This is a genomic window from Phenylobacterium sp., from assembly GCF_019636135.1.
In the GTDB taxonomy this organism is placed as follows: Bacteria; Pseudomonadota; Alphaproteobacteria; order Caulobacterales; family Caulobacteraceae; genus Phenylobacterium.
On sequence record NZ_JAHBYD010000049.1, the window covers coordinates 1 to 16578 of the forward strand.

The following is a 16578-nucleotide window of genomic DNA, read 5'->3' on the forward strand; positions in this document are numbered from 1 at the left end:
GGGGGACACGATGGCCGGGACCGACGAGGCCGCGCTGGAGCGGTCGGCGATCCGCAAGATGTCGTGGCGGATCCTGCCGCTGGTGGCGGTGGGTTACGCCATCTCGTTCATCGACCGCGTGAACATCAGCTTCGCGGCGGCCAGCATGAACGAGGACCTGGGATTCTCGGCCGCCGTCTACGGCCTGGGGGCGGGGCTGTTCTTCCTCAGCTACGCGCTCCTGGAAGTGCCGTCGAACATGATCCTGGCCCGGGTCGGCGCCCGGCGCTGGATCGCGCGGATCATGTTCACCTGGGGCCTGCTGTCGGTCGCCATGATGTTCGTGACCACGCCGGCCCAGTTCTACCTGGCGCGGTTCGCGCTGGGGGCGGCCGAGGCGGGGTTCTTCCCGGGCGTGGTCTACTACCTTTCCCAGTGGTTCCCCGCCGCCCACACCGGCCGCGCGATCGGCCGCTTCTACGTGGCGGTGCCGCTCTCGACGGTGATCATGGGCGCGGTGGCGGGCGGGCTGCTCGGCCTCGACGGCCGGCTCGGCCTCCATGGCTGGCAGTGGCTGTTCCTGGTGGAGGGGACGCCGGCGGTGATCCTGGCCTTCGTCTTCCTCGTCTGCCTGCCCGAGCGGCCGGCGACGGTGAGCTGGCTCACCGAGCCCGAGAAGGCCTGGGTGGAGACGCGGCTGACGGCCGATGCGCTCAGCCGCGGCGAGGAGGCCCCCGATGGGGCCCTTGGGGTCTGGCGCGCGCTCGCCAACCCCGTGGTGCTGGTCATCGGGGCGGCGCAGTTCCTGCTGCTGGGCGGCTACTACGCCTTCAACTTCTCGGCCCCGATGCTGCTGGGCGAGGCGACGGGGATGAGCGTGGGCGAGGTCGGCTGGCTGGTGGCCGGCGCCGGGCTGATCGGCGCGGGCTGCCTGCTGGCCAACAGTTGGCATTCCGACCGGCGGCCCGAGCGGGTGCTGCATTCGGCGCTGCCGATGTTCGCCACCGCGGCCGCCTTCGCGGTGATGGCCAACAGCACGGCGCCCGTGGTCGTGGTGGCCGCCTATGTCGCCGCCCTCGGCGCGGCCTACGCCTACAGCCCCACCGTCTGGGCGCTGACCCACGCCGTCGTGCCGCCGCGCGCGTCGGCCGTCAGTTTCGCGGCGATCAACACCATCGGCCAGATCGGCTCGTTCGTCTCGCCCTTCGCCTGGGGCCTGGCCAGGGACGCCACGGGCGGGTTCCATGCCGGCCAGGCGGCGCTGCCGTTCACCTTCGCGCTGGCCGGCGCGCTGGTGCTGGGCCTGGGCTGGTGGCGGCTGGGGCTGTCCGGGCGGCCGCCGCTCTCGGGGAAAGGGCATTCCGCAGGGGCGGATTCGCCCGTGGGATGAAGAGGTCTGTATCGCTGGCCCTCATGACCCATAGTGGCGGTCGGGGCTGTTCGGACGGAGGGGGACGCCGGAATGCCGATCACGACGGCGCAGATCCTCGCGGGCCTGCAGTACGCCGACCACGAGCGATGGCCGGGCTCGACCATCACCTTCTCGATCCCGTCCGACAACGGCATGACCTTCTGGTCGCCCGCGTCCTATCCGGCCGGCGACGAGCCCTCGAACGCGGCCTACGGCGTGCTGTCGTCGGCCCAGGCCACCGCCTTCGTCAGCGCCGTCGCCGCCTGGTCGCGGCTGATCGCCGCGAACATCGTCCAGACGCCCGACACCCTGGCGATCCAGGGCGACATCCGCATCGCCTTCACCAACACCTCGGACTACATCGACAGCGATCCGGCCGCCTACGCCTACCGCCCGCCCGACGCCACGGGCGTCAAGGCGGCCTTCCACGGCGATATCTGGGTGGACGACGACTACAAGGACGACAGCGCCGATTTCGGCGACTTCCTCTACGCCACCTTCCTGCACGAGCTCGGCCACGCGCTGGGCCTGAAGCACCCGTTCGACGGCGTCTCGACGCTGCCCGCCGAGTTCGACACCACGCGCTATACGGTGATGTCGTACACCGACTTCGCCGACTCGAGCCTGCGCTGGTTCGAGCTGCGCGGCGACTCGCTGATCGCCAGCACCTTCGCGCTGCAGCCGTCGACGCCGATGCTGCTGGACATCATCGCGATCCAGGGAATCTACGGCGCCTCGACCCGCGAGGCGACGGGCGACGACACCTACAGGATCGACCAGTCCAACGCCTTCATGGCCACCCTGGTCGACGAGGGCGGCGTCGACACCCTCGACCTGCAGAGCCACACCCGCGCCTCGCGCATCGACCTGACGCCCGGCGCCTACTCCTCGATCGCCTTGAATCCGATCGCCACCCAGGTCGCCTACTGGCAGGCGATGTTCCCGGGCTTCTCGCCCGGCTTCATCGCCGACTACCTGGACCGGCCCGACACCTACACCTGGACCGACAACCTCGCGACGTCGCCGCAGACGGTGATCGAGAACGTGCTGGGCGGCGCGGGCGCGGACACCATCCTGGGCAACGCCGCCGACAATTCCATCTCTGGCGGCGCGGGCTCGGACTCGATCGCCGGCGGCGCAGGCGCCGACACGATCCTGGGCGGCAGCGCGGGCCCGGGGGGCAACTACCTGCGCGGCGACGAGGGCGACGACAGCCTGGTCGGCGGCGACGACTTCGACGACATCAACGGCAACATGGGCAACGACACCGTCATGACCGGCGGCGGCGACGACTTCTGCGTCGGCGGCAAGGACAACGACCTGCTCTTCGGCGGCGCCGGCGACGACTACACCTACGGCAACCTCGGCGACGACACCTGCTACGGCGGCGACGGGGCCGACACCGTCCGGGGCGGGCAGGGGAACGACACCCTGTCGGGCGGCGCCGGCGACGACTTCGTCTCGGGCGACCGCGGCGACGATACCATGATCGGCGGCCCCGGCGCCGACCTCTTCCACTCCTCGTCCGACGCCGGGATCGACCGCGTGCTGGACTTCAGCCTCGCGGAGGGCGACCGCGTCCTGCTCGACCCCGGAACGACCTTCCAGGTGATGCAGGTCGGCGGCGACACGGTGATCCAGATGAGCGCGGGCCAGGTGATCCTGGTGGGCGTGCAGATGAGCTCGCTGCCGCCCGGCACGATCTTCGGCTTCTAGGAGCGGCGCGTGTCGGCCGCCGGCGCCTCGTGCTTGTGGCCGCGGCCGCATATGCGGTGGCCGCGCGCGTCGTGGAACATGATCTGCACGCCCGGGCTCCAGGTCAGCGTCCGGGTCCCGTCGGTCCAGGTCAGCTTCACCGGCCCGCCGCCGGTGAAGGGCACGTAGGCCAGCGCGTGCGGCCCGTCGCCGGCGTTGACGATGGCCACGAAGGTCGCGCCCTGGTTCGAGAACTGGGCGGTGAGGGCGCCCCCGTCCTCGCACCGGAACGCGGTGATCGCGGGCAGCGGCGCGTCGGCCGCCAGCGCCGGGGCGGGCAGGGCGATCGCGAGCGCGGCAAGTTTGGCGCCGAGGGCCAGATGGCTCATCCTGCCGACTTCGTGGAGGATCCGGTTGCAGGTCACGGCGCGGCCCCTGACAGTTCGCGGATACGCCTGTCGTAGAGGTCGGCCAGCGCGAGGCGGTCGGACACGCCCGCCGCGCTCGCCTTCCACGCCGACTGCGCCTGTTCGAGCTGGGCGGCGTCGGCGCTGCTGGCGATCGCCGCCTGGTAGACCGCCTTCAGCCGCCGGTCCTTCTGCGCCAGGCTGGGATAGCCGCAGATCAGCCGCTCCGCCGCGGTGGCGAGATCGTAGCAGGGATTGTGCCCCGCCTCGGCCTCGGGCGGTGCGGCGCGCGCCTCGGGCGCGAGGTCGGACGCCGGGTCGGAGAGTGGGTCGTCCGCCGCGACCGGCACGCTGCTCAGCGCCATGGCGGCGCGCGGGATCGAGGCCTTGGTGGGCGCGATCGTCTGCCTCTGCGGCACGCTCACGCCCCAGACCAGGGCGGCGCAGACCACGCCCGCGGCCCCCGCGGTCAGCCCGACGGCCATGCGCCTGCGACGGGCCGGCGGCGCGGGCTCGTCCTCGATCCAGGTGATGTCCATGCGCGGCTGCAGGGCGCCCCACTGGGTCGCGCGGGCCGGGCGGGCGCGGAGTTCGGCGCCGATCTGCTCGACCAGCGCATGCTGCTCGCGCGCGCGGGCGACCGCCTGGAGCTGGCGCAGTTCCGTCATGCTCAGCGCGGTGATGTCGATCCCCAGCACGCCCCGTCTCCCCCCGCGCGTCACAACGGCGCGCAGGAGCCTAGCATGCGTCGGGCGGCTATTTCGAGCCGGCCTTTCGCTTCTGCTTCCAGACTTCGTCGCTGCCGGCGCCCAGCATCACCGGGTCGGTCACGATGACGTCCGCGTCCGTGTTCGGATCGGCGAAGGTCAGCACCGGAGGCTCGGGCGGCACCCCGCCCAGGCCCGCGAGCGCGGCGTCGACATCGTCGTCGTCGGCCGACCGCTTCCTGATCTTGTCCAGGGCGGCGTTGTCGAGCGTGCGCTGGGTGATGGCGGCGATCGAATTCACGCCACAGCCGCCCGCGCTCGCGTCGCAGCCGTTGAAGCGCGCCGAACCGCCGGAGCCGCTCTCCAGCACCAGGATGCCGCTGCGGATGGCGCCGTTGGCGTCGCGGAACGCACCCCAGAGATCGACGACGTTGGCCCGGCTGGCGGTCAGCGCCCCGGGCTGCTGGCTGGTGAGCAGGATGCCGTTAGGGCGCTGATTGCTGCCGGTGTTCTGCTGGACGATCCGCTGGCTGCCGCGCAGCGTCAGGCCCGCCGCCGTGATGAAGACGCGATTGCGCTCGTCGGCGGTCGGCGCGACGCCGGCCGGCATGTCGCGCATCACGTCGATGGTGCTGGGCGGCGCGTCGGCGACCAGGGCGATGAATCGCGGGGCGCCGATCAGCACGTCGTTGCGGGCGTTCAGGTTCACCTCGTTGAAGGCGCGCACGTTGCTGTAGCCGGTCTCCTGCGAGCCCTGCGACGCGCCCACCGAGCCGGTGACCAGGATCCGGGCCGGACGCCACGGGGAATCGGGCGCGGGCTCGCCGATGGTGACCACGCCGCCGCTGACGCCGGGCGCCACGATGCCGGGCACCAGGACGTCGCTGTCGTTGCCCGCCGCGAGCAGAAGGCGAGGGATGCGCGCCGGGTTCACGTTGAGGTCCTGAACCGTCATGTCGCCGCGGACCTGGTTCACGGTCGAGCCGGCGTAGAAGCTGGCCTCCTGCGTCACCGTGATCATCTGGAACTCGGCGTCCGTGACCCGCAGGCCCTCCTCGCCCGCCGCCGGCGCGGACGGGCCGGACGACGCGCCCAGCGTCCCTCCGAGCGTCATCGCCCCCTGCAGCGACTCCACGCGGAAGTTCGCCGCGGTGACGGGCGCGGCGAGGTCCAGGTCCATCGCCCGGATCAGGAAGTTGCGGCCCGCCGAGCTGGCGCCCAGGGTCAGCAGTCCGTCGACGTTGACCGTCACGTCGCGGCCGCCCGCGAACGAGACGTTGGTCGCGCCCGTCAGCGACGAGCCGGTCGGCGCGCCGTAGGTGACGTCGGCCGAGGCCCCGCGCGCGGTCAGGATCAGGTTGCGGCCCGCCGGCGCCTCGTCGGCGTGGGCGCCGGTGAAGGCCGCCTGTCCCAGCACGATGGAGCCGGCGGCGTTGGTGGTGGTGACCTGGATGTCGTCCTCGGCCAGCGCCGAGCCGATGCTGACGGCCGGGCCGCCGTTGGCGCCGGTCCCGCTGGCGTTGACGACGATGCTGCGGCCCGAGTTCAGTTGGCCGGCGGTGAGCGACGCCGCATCCACCTGCAGCCGGCCCAGGGCGTTCACCGCGCCGGCGATATTGACCGCGCCCGTGCTGCGCAGGAGGGCCGCGCCGCCGGCCGAGGCGTTGCCACGGACGGTGATGCCGCGGCTGGCGTCGACCGCCAGCGAGCGGCCGGCGTTCAGGCTCGTCGTATCGAGCGCGGCGGCGGCGAGCCCCAGGTCGCGTCCGGCGGCGAGCTGCGTCGCGTTGATCGCGGTGGGCGACGAGAATCCACCCAGCAGGTCACGCGTGGCGGTGACCACGCCGAAGTTCGCCGTGGTCTCGGTCGTGGTGTTGACCCGCGTCGAACCCGGCTGGCGGTTGGTGACGCCGTTGCCGGCGCTCAGCACCACGTCGCCGCGGTCGGCGCTGGCGGACTGGGCCGCGATCAGGCCGGGGGCGCTGATCACCGCGCTCGCGACGTCGGCCCGGTTGACGACGGCCAGGAAGACGCTGCCCGCGGCCGTGGCGCCCTGCAGCGCCAGCGGCGTCGTGGAACCCGTGCCGCCGCCCGCCGGCACGATGAAGTCCAGGAGATCGAGGTCGCCCGGCTGCGGCGCGAAGCGGACGGTGAAGTCGTTCGCCGCGCCGTAGAGCACGCTCGACGTCGCGCCGCCCGTCACCGATGCGCCCGCCGCGGTGGTCACGGAACTGGCGATCAGGGCGATCGGGCCGCCGCCCGCCCGGATGTCGGCGCCCGCGCGCACCTCGACCCGCGACGCGCCGCCCGTGAAGGCGAAGCTGAAGTTGCCCGGGTCCAGGAAGGCGGACTGCGAGACCGCGGCGCTGGTGGCCAGGAGGCCGCCGACGCTCACGCGGGCATTGTCGCCGAAGACCACCCCGCCGGGTGCGTAGAACCAGACGTTGCCGCCCCGGCCGGTGGCGGTGAGCGCCTCGATCTGGCCGTCGATCACCGCCTGGCCGCCGACCCGGTTCAGGACGATCCAACTGGCGTCGTCGAAGCGGTAGACCACCGCCGAATCCGACGTGAGGTTGAAGGCGGACCAGTTCAGGATCGTCCGCGGCGCGCCGAGGGTGATGTCGGTGGTCCGCTCGGTCTGCGCGATGGTCGGCGCGCGGCCGCCGGCGTTCACCGTCGCCGCACCGTCCATCACGAGTTGCGCATGCGCCGCCGCCGGGGCCATCGCAGCCGCCGCGAGCGCGCAGCCGGCGAGCAGCCGGTTGCGCCGTCCCGCGCGTGTCGGCTGCGGTCCCGGTGCTAGAACACGGCCCCGTCCGACCACAGCCCACCTCCCATCAGCTGAAGCATGAAGGCCGAGGTCTCCGCCGGCAAAGCCCCCGACGGCTCTGGAGGTCCGGCGGCCGCGCCTGCGACCTTGTCGTCGTTCATGACCACGCCGGTGACGGTGAGCGTGTTGAACACGCCGCCGCCCAGGGTGACCACGAAGGTCTCGTTGTCCTCGGGAATGGTGTCGCCCAGGACCAGCACGGTCAGCGTGGCCTGCGACGATCCCGCGGCGAAGCTCACCGTGCCCTGCAGGGCCGTCTGGATCTCGTCCGGCGAGAGGCCGCCGACGGCCGGCAGGTTGATCGTGTAGGCGATGTCCGCCGCCGCGGAGAGGTCGCCTACGCGCATGACCGAGATGTTGAAGGCGGTCGTCCCCGAGTCGCCTTCGGGCAGGACCAGGGCCGAGGGGCTCGCGACCAGCAGGGTCTGGCGCGCGTCGTCGTCCAGGATCGTCCCGGTCGTCGAGACATCGAGGGTGGTCGTCGTCGCGTCCGTCGTGGCCGACACCAGGCGAAGGGTGAAGGTCTCGTCGGGCTCGATCCGCACGTCGCCCTGCACATTGATCCGGATGACCGCCTGCGACTGGCCCGGTGCGAAGGTCACCACGCCGGACGTGGCCTGGTCGGGCGCGAAGTCGAGGCTGTCGGTCGTGCCGTTCTCGAGCGTCCAGCCCACCGTGTATTCACGGGTGAGGTCACCCGTGCGGAGGACCACGAACTCCATCGGCGAACTGCCGATCAGGCCTTCGGGTTGCATCACCGGCCCGGCGAACGAAAAGACCGCCGCGGGGTCGTCGTTGAGGATCACGCCGACGGTGTGGATGCCGGGCTGCCAGACCAGGTCGTTGTACCGCACCTCGTCGATGTAGAAATGGAACCAGTCGTCGCCTTCGAAGAGGTTGTCGCCCTGGATCGCGACGGTCACCGTCGCCCGGGTCTGGAACGGCTCGAAGAAGACGGTGCCGCCCAGCGGCTGGTCCGGCGTCAGATCGCTCGGATCGTCGGTGGTGATGCGCCAGGTCGCCGAAGATCCCGCGTTGAGGTCGGGCCCGTCCCGGGTGATGACGACGGTGAAGTAGGTGACCTGGCCCTCGTTCCCTTCCGGCATCACGCCGATCGGCAGCACGTTGAAGGCGACCGGCCGCTCCGGCGTGATCGGATCCGACTGGCCGCCGCCGTTGCTGAAGCCGCCGCCGGAGATCACTCCCCCGCGGACCTGGAAGTAGTACTGCCCCGCCTGGTCGCTGTTCGTGCCCGAGACCAGCGACAGCGGGCCGTTGTCGAGGAAGGATCCGACGACGCGCGAGCCCGAGAACTCGAAATAGGTGCCGGGTGCGGCCGTCCCGGCGGAAAAGCCGACGGCGGCGGAGGTCCCGCCGAAGCCGTTGACGCCGCCGCTGGCGTCGCCCGTCTCCCAGGTTATCTGCGTGTAGTTGAGGTAGATGTCGAACGCACCGGCGCCTTGGTCGTCGCGATCGACGAGAATGAGCTGGAAGCTGTTCAGCTTGTCGACGTGGCCGCTGTAGTAGCCGACGCCCGCCCACGTCACGCCGAAGGCGTTGTGGCCGGCATAGGCGCCGAAGCCGTAGGTCGTGAGCGCGCTGCCCGCGCCGCGGGTATCCACGTCCGCGAGGAAGGCGGCGATGATCGGGTTGCCCTGGTAGCTGGCGCCGATGCCGAAGGGCGTATAGGCGCTGCTTCCCGCGTTGAAGGTGACGTTGCCGTTGTTGTTGACGAACAGGCCCGAGTATACCTGCCCGTAGAAGTTGAGCCCGTCGGCTCCGAACGCGCCGGTCAGGCTTATGAACCCGGTCGAGCCGTCGTCGTTGGCGGGCAGCGATGTGGTGTTGAATCCGGGGGCGAGCGGCATCTAGACGCTCCCGGGTCCAAGACGACGCGATCCGGAGCGCCATGCGCCTCCGGCCGTGGAGGCGTCGTTGTACGGGGCGCTGGATCCGCCAAGGCCGTTAACCAGATCGGGCACGCACTTACCCCCCAACGCCAACGGCGGCGAAGCCGTTGAGATCGTTGCCTATATGCCCCGCGTCCGGGGGGCACAATGCACCCTTTGACGCAGGAGAAAACCCCTCACTTCCCATAGGTTGACGGTTAATTCCGGGAATGCGCGCGGCGCGTGCATTGCGGGAACCAAACGGCGGGAAGTCGGCTTTTGCGGGCGAGGAGGCCCGATGTCGGATGACGCGATGAGGGGGCGCGAACAGGAAGGGCGGATCGGGATGGACGCCGAGGAGATCGCTCGGGAGATCGACGCGCTCATGGCGCCGCCGCCCAAGGGACTGCCCGGCATCCTCGTGTTCGGCGACGACGCCGTGTTCGGTATCACCCCGGCCAGACGGCCGGCCGGAGGTCGATAGTCCCCCCGTCCGTAGCCTGCGCATCGCCGTGTCCTTCGATGGCTTCAGCTGTCAAAGCGTAAGGCGCAAGGAAAGGCCGTCACGGGCCACGGCATCGCGAATTTTTTTCATGAGGCCCGTCACCCCGCCGCCGCCGGCTTGTCGCCGGGATGAGCGGTATCGGGGACGGACCCTAGAACACCCCCATCGCGAGCCCGGCGGCCATCGCGGCCCCGAGTTCGCGGCAGGGCGCCAGCGCCGCCGCATCCGGTGTCTTCGCCGCCTGGATGCGTTCCGGCGTCTGGGCGTCGGTCCGCAGGATGACCGGCTCGGCGATGGGCTTCAGCCGCCAGCCGGTGGCGATCCGGGTCATCTGCCGCACCGCGCCCGCGCCATCGTTGCCCGCTGCGATGAGCATCGCGTAGGGCCGGCCGTTCAGCCGCTCCAGCACGGCGTAGTAGGTCCGGTCGAAGAACTCCTTCATCGCCCCGGACATGGCCGCCAGGTTCTCGGGACAGGCGAAGAGGTAGCCGTCCGCCGCCAGCAGGTCGTCGGCCTGGACCTCGTCGGCCGGCCGGATCGCGACCTCGACGTCGGGCTCGGCGCCTGCGCCGGCCGCGGCGGCCTGCGCCATCGCACGCGCCGCGCCGGTCCGCGAATGCCAGACGATCAGGAGCCGCTTCATGGGCGTGAGCCTAGCCTGCGCCGGGCCGGATTGCCGCCGTGAAACTCAACCGTGCTTGCGCGGGGCGCCGCCGCCCTTAAGCTCCACCCGAACACGTGTTGGGGAGGGGACATCGATGCTTCGTATGAGCTTGCGCCTGGCGACGGCGCTGACCGCCGTTTCGCTGGCGATCGCACCGGCCGACATCGGCTACGCCCAGGCCAGGAAGCCCGCGGCGACGGCCAAGGCGCCGGCGGCGGGCCTCACGCCCGCCGCCAGCCCCGAATCCGTCGGCTTCGACAGCGCCCGCCTCGCCAAGCTGGACGCCTACATGGAAGGCGCGGTGACGTCGGGCCGCGTGGCCGGGATGACCACGTTGCTGGCGCGGCACGGCAAGATCGTCGAGTTCAAGACCTACGGACAGGCGAGCCAGAAGGCCGGCGCGCCGATGCGGGAAGACACCCTCGTCCGCATCTATTCGATGACCAAGCCGATCACCGGCGTGGCCATGATGATCCTCTTCGAGGAGGGCAAGTGGCGGCTGGACGACCCGGTCACGCGCTTCGTGCCCGAGTTCAAGACCCTGAAGGTGATGACCGGCACGGACGGCAACGGCAAGCCGATCCTGGAGGACATGAAGCGCCCGCCGACCATGCGCGAGATCATGAGCCACACGGCGGGCTTCGGGTACGGCCTGCAGGACGAGCACCCCGTCGACAGGATGTATCGCGAGAAGCGGGTCCTGAGCTCGAACGGCCTGAAGGAGATGATCGACCGGACGGCGACGATCCCGCTGATCTACCAGCCGGGCACGAGCTGGCGGTATTCGTCGGCGGTCGACATCCAGGGCGCGATCGTCGAGCGCATCACGGGCCAGACGCTCGGCCAGTTCATGGAGCAGCGGATCTTCAGGCCGCTGAAGATGAACGACACCGCCTTCATGGTGCCCGCGAACAAGGCCTCGCGCCTGTCGGCCGTCTACGCCTTCGACAAGGAGAAGGGGAAGATCGAGGAAGCCGACGTGATCTTCGGCAACCCGCTGCCGACCTACCTGACACCGCCGGCCAACGAGTCCGGCGGCGGCGGCCTGGTCTCCACGACCATGGACTACGCGCGCTTCTGCCAGATGCTGCTGAACGGCGGCGAACTGGAGGGCGCGCGCATCCTGTCGCCGGCCTCGGTCGAGCTGATGGGCACGAACGTGATCCCGAAGGACGTGCTGGTGAACTCCAACGGCACCTCGGGCGCCCGCTTCAACGAGGCGGTGGGCTTCGGCCTCGACTTCATGGTCGTGAACGACCCGCGCGCGGCGGGCACGCTGGAGGGCAAGGGCTCGATAAGCTGGGGCGGCGCGGCCGGCACCTGGTTCTGGGTCGACCCGACCAACGACATGTTCTTCGTCGGCATGATCCAGCGCCTCGGCGGCACCGGCGGCGACGACCTCGGGACCATGGCGCGGACCCTGACCTACCAGGCGCTGCTCCATCCGGAGAAGTGACTGTCCCTCCCCATGAAGGGAGGGCAATCGCATATGGCTTGTGGGCGGCTTGTCCGCCCGATTCTTGAACCGCAGAGATCGCAGAGACACGCAGAGAGGGTCGTGGATCCACCGGAATCCTCCGCGTATCTCTGCGATCTCTGCGGTTTGACTGACGGCCTTTCGGCCGCCCGAATCCATGTGCGATTGCCCTGCCCATGAAGGGGAGGGAAGCCTGCCTTGACATCCCGTGCGTCGCATGCGCCCTTCCGCGCCTCTCAGAACACCCCGTTCCCCTTAAGAAAATGCACGCCTACCGCACCCACACCTGCGGCGCGCTCCGCGCCGCCGACACCGGCAAGACCGTCCGCCTCTCGGGCTGGATTCACCGCAAGCGCGACCACGGCGGCCTGATCTTCATCGACCTGCGCGACCATTACGGCCTGACGCAACTGGTGCTCGCGCCCTCGACCCCCGGCTTCGATATCGTCGAGCACCTGCGCGCGGAGAGCGTGATCCGCGTCGACGGCGAGGTCGTGGCCCGTTCGGCCGAGACGGTGAACGCCAACCTGCCCACCGGCGAGGTCGAGGTGAAGGTGAAGGACGTCGCGGTCCTGTCGGAAGCGGCCGAGCTGCCGCTGCCGGTCTTCGGCGAGCCCGACTATCCGGAGGAGATCCGGCTCAAGAACCGCCACCTCGACCTGCGCCGCGAGACGCTGCACCGGAACATCGTCCTGCGCTCGAAGGTGATCCAGTCGATCCGCAACCGGATGATCGCGCAGGACTTCCTGGAGTTCCAGACGCCGATCCTGACGGCCAGCTCGCCGGAAGGCGCGCGCGACTTCCTGGTGCCCTCGCGCCTGCACCCGAGCAAGTTCTACGCGCTCCCGCAGGCGCCGCAGCAGTTCAAGCAACTGCTGATGGTCTCGGGCTTCGACCGCTATTTCCAGATCGCGCCCTGCTTCCGCGACGAGGACCTGCGCGCCGACCGCAGCCTGGAATTCTACCAGCTCGACGTCGAGATGGCCTACGTGACCCAGGAGGACGTCTTCGCGGCCATCGAGCCGGTGATGCACGGCGTCTTCACCGAGTTCGGCGAGGGCAAGCCGGTCACCGCCTATCCGTTCCCGCGCATCCCGTACCGCGAGGCGATCGCCAAATACGGCTCCGACAAGCCCGACCTGCGCAACCCGATCGTGATGCAGGACGTCTCCGAGCCCTTCGTCGGCGGCGGCTTCGGCCTCTTCGCCCGCATCCTCGAGGACCGGAAGAACGCCGTCTGGGCGATCCCGGCCAAGACCGGCGGCAGCCGCGCGTTCTGCGACCGCATGAACAGTTGGGCGCAGGGCGAGGGCCAGCCCGGCCTGGGCTACATCTTCTGGTCCGAGGACCAGGGCGGCTGGGGCGGCCCGATCGCCAAGAACCTGGGCGCGGAGAAGACCGACGCGCTGATGGGCTCTCTGGGCCTGGGCGCGGGCGACGCGGCCTTCTTCGTCGCGGGCGATCCGAAGGCCTTCTACAGGTTCGCCGGCAATGCGCGGACCAAGGTCGGGGCCGACCTGAAGCTCGTGGACGAGGACCGCTTCGAGTTCGTCTGGATCGTCGACTTCCCGATGTTCGAGATGAACGAGGAGACGAACCACGTCGACTTCAGCCACAATCCGTTCTCGATGCCGCAGGGCGAGCTGGAGGCGCTGAACGGCAAGGATCCGCTGGATATCCTCGCCTACCAGTACGACATCGTCTGCAACGGCCATGAGCTGTGCTCGGGCGCGATCCGGAACCACCGGCCCGACATCATGGTCCGGGCGTTCGAGATCGCGGGCTATCCGGCCTCGACGGTCGAGGAGGAGTTCGGCGGCATGCTGAACGCCTTCCGCCACGGCGCGCCGCCCCACGGCGGCCTCGCGCCCGGCATCGACCGCATCGTCATGCTGCTGGCCGGCCAGAACGCCATCCGCGAAGTCATCGCCTTCCCGCTGAACCAGCAGGGCCAGGACCTGATGATGAATGCGCCGTCCGAGGTGCAGGACAAGCAGCTCAAGGAGCTGCACATCCGCCTGGCCCCGCCGATCAAGGTCTGACGCCGTAGGGGGCGCCCGATCTCTCTGCGTGTCTCCGCGATCTCCGCGGTTTGAACGAGGAGGCCCGCGGCGCGCGCAGCGTCCGAGGGATCAGTGGCCCTTGATCACCGTCACCAGGTAGCGGGGCGTCGGCGGAACCGGGGGGACCGGCGGCACGGGCGGGACGGCGGGCACGTAGCGGATCACCGGCTTGACCTGGTGCTTGTAGACGAGCCGCGCGCCCGAGCAGCCCTTGCCCGTGAGGCCCGCCGGCAGCTTCGTCCGGGTGTCGGCGCAGGCCTCGTCCACCTGGTCCTGGGTGAGCCCGCGGGCGCCCGACAGGTCGGCCCCCTGCAACAGCGCGCGCGAGAGGTCCGCGTTGTTGAAGTCCGCGCCGTTGAAGTTCGCGCCCTGCAGGTTCGCGCCCGTCAGGTCCGCCGAGCGGAACGAGGCGCGCTCGAACGTGCCGTAGACCAGCACCGCCCCGGTGAGGTCGGCGTTGGCGAACACCGCGCCCCGCGCCTCGGCCTTCGAGAAGTTCGCGCCCTGCAGCGTGGCTGAGCGGAAGCTGGTGTTGCGCAGCGTCGCGCGCTCGAAGGAGGCGCCGGCGGCCTCCATGTCGTTCAGGACGGCCTGGCTGAGATCGGCCATCGAGAAGACGGCGCCGCGGATCGTCACCGAGCGGAAGCTGGCGCCCGACAGGTTCGCCCGCGAGAACACCGCGCCGGTGGCCTCGCTGTCGCCGAAGTCGGCGCGGGACAGGTTGGCGTTGCCGAACATGACGCCGGCGGCCTCGACCGAGCGGATCTTGGCCGACGAGAGGTTCGCGCCCGAGAAGTTGGCGCCGGTCATGGCGCTGTCCGAGAGGTCGGCCTTGGTCAGGTCGGCGCCCGCGAACACCGAGGCGTGCAGCTTGGAGTCGCGCAGGATCACGCCGACCATGGTCGAGCCGGAGAAGTTCGCGCCGATGATGCTGGCGCCCGACAGGTTGCGGCCCGACAGCTCGCATTTCACGCAGGAGCCGCCGAACGATTTGCGCATGGGGATTTCCTTCTCGCCGGCGTGCGCGGCGGCGGCGATCGGGAGGATCGCCATCGCGGCGGCCGAAGCGGCCAGGAAACGGGACAAACGCGTCATCTTCTCTGGGCAATTCCCTGCAGTCCTGCTGTCACGGATGCCCGCAACGCCGACCCGGCGCCACTTAATTCGCGGTAACTTGGAAGGGCTTAGCCCGTCGGCGCCTCGGGAACGCGCCCCGCCCGCGCCCCGCAGGTCTCGCAGATCAGCGCCTGGCCCTTCCGCACCACGGCGATGTCGCCGCAGGCGGCGCACACCTCGGCCGAGGCCAGGGCGGCCGAGCCCGGGGCGCGGCCGGCGGTGGGCAGGAACACCAGGTTGTCGGGCGCCGCGCCGCGGGCGAAGCCGCGGCTGATGAAGCGCGACGCGGGCTGCGGCCCGGGCTCGCCCGCGTCGACCGCGTCGGCCTTGCCGCGCCCGAGGCCGTCGGCGTTCAACTCGCCGGGGTCCGCGCTCGCCAGCTCGTGGCGGCCCAGGTAGCTGATCCCGAGCTCGCGGAAGATGTAGTCGAGGATGGAGGTCGCCGATCTCACGGTGTCGTTCCCCGTCACCGCGCCCGCCGGCTCGAAGCGGGTGAAGACGAAGGCGTCGACGAATTCGTCCAGGGGCACGCCGTGTTGCAGCCCCAGCGACACCGAGATCGCGAAGTTGTTCATCAGCGAGCGGAAGGCCGCGCCTTCCTTGTGCATGTCGATGAAGATCTCGCCCAACTCGCCGTCGTCGTACTCGCCGGTGTGCAGGTAGACCTTGTGGCCGCCGACGCTGGCCTTCTGGATGTAGCCCTTGCGGCGGTCGGGCAGCTTGCGGCGGGTCCGCTCGCGCTCGACGATCCGCTCGACGACGCGTTCGCGCTCCTCCGGCTCGGGCTGCGGCGCCTGGACGCGGGCCGGCAGGTCGGCCACGGCGGGGATGGCGAGCGCGGTGGCGGCCGGGGGTCCCGCGCGCCGCGGCCGGATGGCGACGTCGCCCGCCGCCAGCGCCGATTCGACGTCGGCGACCGTCGCCGTCCACGGAAGAGCGACCTCCAGCACGGGCGGGACGTCCAGTACGGGCGCGAGCGCCGCCAGCATCGCCGCCTGGGCCGCGAGCGGGACCTCCCCGGCCGTCCGGAACACCGCGCGCTGGTCGTCGGTCAGCGCCCCGGCGCCGGCGAGCGTATCGTCGCCCAGGATGAAGGCCTCGGCCGCCGCGACGTCGGCCGCCGCGAAGCCGGCGAGCGCCAGCACATCCAGCGCCGGATCGGCGATCTGCTCCGGTGTCGCGCCCAGCACGTCGCGCAGGAAGCCTTCGCCCAGGATGTGCGGCGCGAACGCGTGCGCGAGGCTGCGCACGAACGGCAGCTCGGCCTGCGCGGCCTCGATCTCCAGGCTGGTGAACCCGCGCGCCGCCAGGGTCTGCATGTTGACGCCGGGCGCGTCCGTGAAGCGCCGCCGGCCGAGCAGGAGGGCCTGGGCCTCGGCCCGGTCCGCGCCCAAGGCGTGCAGCGCCAGGATCGCCGCCTCCGACAGGACCCGCACGGTCTCGCCGTCGGAGGTCTCGGCGACGGTCACAGGGCCGCCCCAGGGCGCCGCGTCCGCCCGGGCGCCGAGGCGCAGCGCCAGCTCCGGCTCCTGCAACAGCGCCAGGCGCAGGTCCACGTCCAGCTCCGCCGTCGCGTCGTGCGCAGCCTGGTAGAGGTTGCGCGCCGCCTGCCGGGCCGCGTCGCTGTCATAGTCGAAGCCGTGCGCCGCCAGCCAGTCGCCCAGGCCCGCCAGGCCCAGCCGCACCGGCCCGTCGTGGGCCGCCGCCAGCGCCGTCGCGGCCAGCAGGACCGCTGCGGCGAACCCCGCCTCGTCGAACGCCCCGTCGCGCCAGAACGCCATCAGCTCGACGCCGGCGGCCGGCAGGGCGGCGGCCTCCGCGATGGCCGAGGCGCT

The 16578-nt window shown here is 70.9% G+C and carries 11 protein-coding genes and 1 pseudogene; 5 read left to right on the top strand and 7 right to left on the bottom strand.

Going from position 1 to position 16578, the window contains the following annotated elements; translation table 11 throughout:
• Both KF737_RS21815 and KF737_RS21820 read left to right on the top strand, forming a co-directional pair.
• Nucleotides 1–1369: MFS transporter (locus KF737_RS21815; protein WP_296460462.1), on the top strand; the 1369-nt coding region annotated here is incomplete at its 5' end.
• A 72-nt stretch (nucleotides 1370–1441) separates the two neighbouring features.
• Nucleotides 1442–3106: a M10 family metallopeptidase gene (locus tag KF737_RS21820; RefSeq protein WP_296460465.1), complete on the top strand. Its 1665-nt coding sequence runs from the start codon at nucleotides 1442–1444 to the stop codon at nucleotides 3104–3106.
• On the opposite strand, the gene KF737_RS21825 is transcribed toward KF737_RS21820, so the two are convergent.
• The 4 genes from KF737_RS21825 to KF737_RS21840 all read right to left on the bottom strand — a co-directional run bounded on the left by KF737_RS21825 (nucleotide 3103) and on the right by KF737_RS21840 (nucleotide 8897).
• The gene (locus KF737_RS21825) at nucleotides 3103–3474 is read right to left on the bottom strand and encodes a hypothetical protein (protein ID WP_296460468.1); all 372 of its coding nucleotides are present in this window, start codon (nucleotides 3472–3474) and stop codon (nucleotides 3103–3105) included. The two genes, KF737_RS21820 and KF737_RS21825, sit on opposite strands and share 4 nt — an antisense overlap.
• 32 nt (nucleotides 3475–3506) lie before the next feature.
• A complete protein-coding gene (locus KF737_RS21830; protein WP_296460471.1) occupies nucleotides 3507–4190 on the bottom strand; it encodes a hypothetical protein in 684 nt (227 codons plus the stop codon).
• Between the two features lie 58 nt (nucleotides 4191–4248).
• Nucleotides 4249–6924 carry a filamentous hemagglutinin N-terminal domain-containing protein gene (locus tag KF737_RS21835; protein ID WP_296460474.1) on the bottom strand — a complete coding sequence of 892 codons (2676 nt, stop codon included), beginning with the start codon at nucleotides 6922–6924 and terminating at the stop codon, nucleotides 4249–4251.
• 74 nt (nucleotides 6925–6998) lie between these two features.
• On the bottom strand, nucleotides 6999–8897 hold the full coding sequence (locus tag KF737_RS21840; RefSeq protein ID WP_296460477.1) for a nidogen-like domain-containing protein: 1899 nt from the start codon (nucleotides 8895–8897) through the stop codon (nucleotides 6999–7001).
• 319 nt (nucleotides 8898–9216) lie between these two features.
• Here KF737_RS21840 and KF737_RS21845 point away from each other — a divergent pair, with 319 nt between their 5' ends.
• The gene (locus KF737_RS21845) at nucleotides 9217–9402 is read left to right on the top strand and encodes a hypothetical protein (protein WP_296460480.1); all 186 of its coding nucleotides are present in this window, start codon (nucleotides 9217–9219) and stop codon (nucleotides 9400–9402) included.
• Between the two features lie 172 nt (nucleotides 9403–9574).
• Here KF737_RS21845 and KF737_RS21850 read toward each other — a convergent pair whose 3' ends face one another.
• Entirely contained in the window at nucleotides 9575–10066 is a 492-nt protein-coding gene (locus tag KF737_RS21850) for a flavodoxin family protein (RefSeq protein WP_296460483.1), read from the bottom strand.
• Nucleotides 10067–10181: 115 nt separating this feature from the next.
• Between KF737_RS21850 and KF737_RS21855 the strand changes: the two genes are divergently transcribed.
• Both KF737_RS21855 and aspS read left to right on the top strand, forming a co-directional pair.
• On the top strand, nucleotides 10182–11543 hold the full coding sequence (locus KF737_RS21855) for a serine hydrolase (protein ID WP_296460486.1): 1362 nt from the start codon (nucleotides 10182–10184) through the stop codon (nucleotides 11541–11543).
• Nucleotides 11544–11827: 284 nt separating this feature from the next.
• Nucleotides 11828–13606 carry an aspartate--tRNA ligase gene (gene aspS / locus KF737_RS21860; RefSeq protein ID WP_296460489.1) on the top strand — a complete coding sequence of 593 codons (1779 nt, stop codon included), beginning with the start codon at nucleotides 11828–11830 and terminating at the stop codon, nucleotides 13604–13606.
• A gap of 90 nt (nucleotides 13607–13696) precedes the next feature.
• Here aspS and KF737_RS21865 read toward each other — a convergent pair whose 3' ends face one another.
• Both KF737_RS21865 and KF737_RS21870 read right to left on the bottom strand, forming a co-directional pair.
• The gene (locus tag KF737_RS21865; protein WP_296460492.1) at nucleotides 13697–14722 is read right to left on the bottom strand and encodes a pentapeptide repeat-containing protein; all 1026 of its coding nucleotides are present in this window, start codon (nucleotides 14720–14722) and stop codon (nucleotides 13697–13699) included.
• Nucleotides 14723–14811: 89 nt separating this feature from the next.
• Nucleotides 14812–16578, bottom strand: a pseudogene (locus KF737_RS21870) (ribonucleotide reductase); the annotation flags it as partial.